2 protein-coding genes are annotated in these 3691 nt (G+C 31.0%); both read right to left on the reverse strand.

Features of this window, described 5'->3' with window-relative positions:
• Nucleotides 1–526: 526 nt before the first annotated feature.
• Nucleotides 527–2149, reverse strand: a complete 1623-nt coding sequence (locus tag KQA_RS0218035) for a hypothetical protein (protein ID WP_157366771.1) — start codon at nucleotides 2147–2149, stop codon at nucleotides 527–529.
• 553 nt (nucleotides 2150–2702) lie between these two features.
• Nucleotides 2703–3691: hypothetical protein (locus KQA_RS19320; protein ID WP_010183037.1), on the reverse strand; the 989-nt coding region annotated here is incomplete at its 5' end.

Here is a 3691-nt window from a genome sequence, read left to right on the forward strand (position 1 = left end):
TAAATCAATTACTAGCAATCACCATTATATTAATGCTTTTATGCGAAAATATTAAATTAAATCGTATTACAAGTTTCTGCAAAATAAACTCCACCTACCTGTAAATCGGAAAAAGAGTGGTATCCGCCGCCCTTTAAGTTTTACTTGTTTAGGTTATGGTTTTACATCAACCTACAAGAAAGGGGAGAAAGGACGCTATCAACTCATAGTGGGGCAATCCAATTGGAAAAGCTTGAAGAGCAAACTCAAAAAGCTCACCAAAAAGACAAGCCCTATTAATTTTAGTGAGTGGATAACACGATTAAACTGGTTGATCAGAGGTTGGGCAGTAGCTCAAAGTCCAATTTTAGGAACAACAATAACACTAAACCGATTAAAATAGAAGGGTTACATCAGTTTAGAGGAATACTAGCATAAAATTAAGCATCAGTAACTAATCGCCAAGTATGTGACTCGTAGGCTTGGTGGTAAGAGAGGCGCACTCTCCTCCTTTAAGAGGAGAACCGCCCACTCGATTGTAACATGTTTATTTGAGATAAATCATTCCACCATTATTTTCACTAGGATGATTTCCCTCTGTGGGCAAAAATAATGTAATAGCATATTGATATTGATTATTTTCTATAGGTATTATTGAGGGGTTTGCGAAAGAAACTGAAGGGTTTTCAGGATCAGAAATATGACTAGGAGTTGTAATATGTATTTTAGTATAATAACCGTTTAGACCTAACATAATTCTCCATGAATTCCATTTTTCATTGCGTCTAGCCTCTTGTAGGGTTAGTAACTTTCCATTATACATAAACCCTTTTCTACTTCCAATATTATGATGAAAGTTCATTTTACGTAAATTGTATTCGGAAGTGACATCTTTCCATGCTTTCCAGTTGTCATTTTTGTAAACTCCCATAGCAAGCCTGTCTACAACTCCGTCAAAATAATGGAAACCTATTAAAATTGAACCATCATAAGGGGAGTTGCCAGTAACTTTTCTTATGTCTGGAGTTCCTTCAACTAGTCGGTTACCACTGTTTTTTATTGTATGAGGCATTACTCGTTCGAATGTAGCATTTTCATTAATTATATGATCATATGAATCATAATATTTTATTGCAACGTGATTTGTGCCATGATCATGATCATCCTCATATGCAATTAAATATCCATTACCCCATTTAATTATATCTCCTTGGTGTCCATTATCTTCAATCTCAATTATATGTTCCCAATCAAATAGGTTGTTAGATCCTGCTAGTTGTAGGTTGTGGTCGTCAGTATCTGTATTGTTATCAGGATCAGAACTAATATGGTATACTGCTAAATATTTATATCGATCACCTGATTCCCCCGTTTCTACAATTTTTACAACATGCATTTCATCGTATAATTTTTCATTAACAAGTAATTTTATTTCATTGTCAAGATCACTCGAAGTGTACCATCTTTTACCTAAACTAATAAGATCACTGATTGGTAAATTTATTTGATTATTTATGGTTATATCATTAAGACGTTTACTGTTCTCAACTTTTAAAGTGTTTATTAAAGATTTAATCGTCATGTTTGAGATTTCATTACTGTTTCTGACTTTAGAAAGTTTAATGAAATAATAAAGGTTTTTCCATTCAGCTAATATCTCATCTGATTGCTTTTGAAGGTGTGATACATCAGTTTCTGCGGTACTATTCATTAAATGAGAAATTACTGAATTTCTAGTTTTATAATCATCAGTACGAGGAACGACTAATTTAAATTTAGAGTTTTCATTTGCTTGAGAAAGTATTCCATTACTAGGGTTAATTAAATTATTATATGCTCGAGGCAGGTACCATTCATACCCTAGTCTTACTAATTCATTGATACTATAGTTTTTTGATTGAATTTTTAATATTGAATTATTTTCTTTTATAAGTCTTGATTTAAGGTCTCTCATAGTCATTCCTAAAAGATCTTGTTCATTTATAATTGATGATTCTTTAAAAAAGTGGTATAGGGCAGACCATTGTGAAAGTTCATAATTAGATTGAGATTGTAGATAAGATACACTCTCATTTGTTTTTATGCTTAGGTTATGTATTATGGTATTTCTTAAATAGTCATTCGATTTATCTGTAAAATTAGAATAGTCAAGCCATTCACTATTTACCAAAGTTGAAAGTAAAATATCAGATTCGTTATTTTTAAGAGTAGATCTACTATTTGTGACCGTCGTAAGTGATATATTTGAAATATTTGAATCTACAGTAGTCTTTTCATAATCGTTTAAGTCCTCTTGGCAAGAGAATAGAGATAAAAATGATGTAATAGTTAGTAGTAAGCTTTTTTTCATGTTATTTACTTTGAGTCAAATATGTTACAACGGCAGTTTGTCTAAAAACCTCCGTTTGTAGATTTTTTAAGCTAATATAAGCTGATTTAAGGAGATTTTATATTTAAAGGTATTAGTTTGTTATGAAATACAGTGTCCTAAAAAGTCCCTTTTTAAGGCCGTAAAGTCCAGCCATATGCAATTGACAAAATGCTTGATGCCATGTAGAAAGGTTTTTTCAAATCTATTTTATCATTGGACACTAGGTTATCAATTAACTTAGCTGAATTGGCTGCATAATAAGAGCCGTATGAAGGGAGATTATCACGTACGGTTCTGTGAGAGGTTTAGGGGTGAAATTCCCCTTTTATTTACTTGACCGCCACACGTTTTTTTATAAGCAGCTACATCCAAATAAGTCTAAAGCTTCATGCCATAAATATTTAATTGTATTGTTTTCATCAAGATATATAAGTCCTCTACTTGGAGTATCAAGCTCATCATTGATAGGGAAAGTATCAGCATATACAAAGTAAACATTTTTTGTGCCATCCAAAAGAGCGAAAGTTTTTTCAAAATGATCACTATTTGGACAGTCAAGACAATCCTTCTTTACTTGATTTTTTAATATTGAATCTATTTTGGGATAATTTTTAAAAGTCACATCTATTTTATGTGGACTACTAAAAAGTAATTTTTCTTTTAAATCAATTTTTTTATTGTCTAATGAGAACTCAAAATATTCTAAGCATTCATCAACATAAGTTCCAAAATTTATAATTTGAGATAACTTAGATTTTCTGTCAGTGTAGTAATAAATAAAAGGTTTTTCCCTATCAGGAAACAAGGAATCCAAAACGAAAGGGTAGAATTTTACTTTTCCAAAGTGCTCTATTGTGTTGTTTTTTATTGTGTCAAAACTTTTTAATAAATCTAGCTCCTTTGAAACATTAATCAAGCTGTTATTTTCATATTTATATCTAGGAAAAGAGAATATTCCTATCTCTTCTTGTGATAGTCTATAAATTGGAGATAAAGGTTTCTCAAAAACTAAAGTATCATCAAAATTTAGTTTTAACTCTGTTAGTAGTTCTTTGTTGTTTTTAGTAATATCATTTTCGTTAATAATATTGTCGATTATCTTATTAAGAATAGAATCTTTTGGATATCTGTTGCTCCAATAAAATTCGCACTCCGAAATTTTGTTGGATGTATCAGTTTTTATGGAATCAATATTTACAGTAGTTTTCTCATTATTTAGAACTACTTCTTTTTTTATAGAATCAATAGCCTCTAGATCGTTCTTAATTTCTGGAGGTATTATTTGGATACTCCGTTTCGATTTGTGCCAGTAATTTCGGAGTAAACCGTGCCACGTATTTC

Origin of the sequence: Aquimarina agarilytica ZC1, assembly GCF_000255455.1 — a bacterium.
Lineage (GTDB): Bacteria > Bacteroidota > Bacteroidia > Flavobacteriales > Flavobacteriaceae > Aquimarina > Aquimarina agarilytica.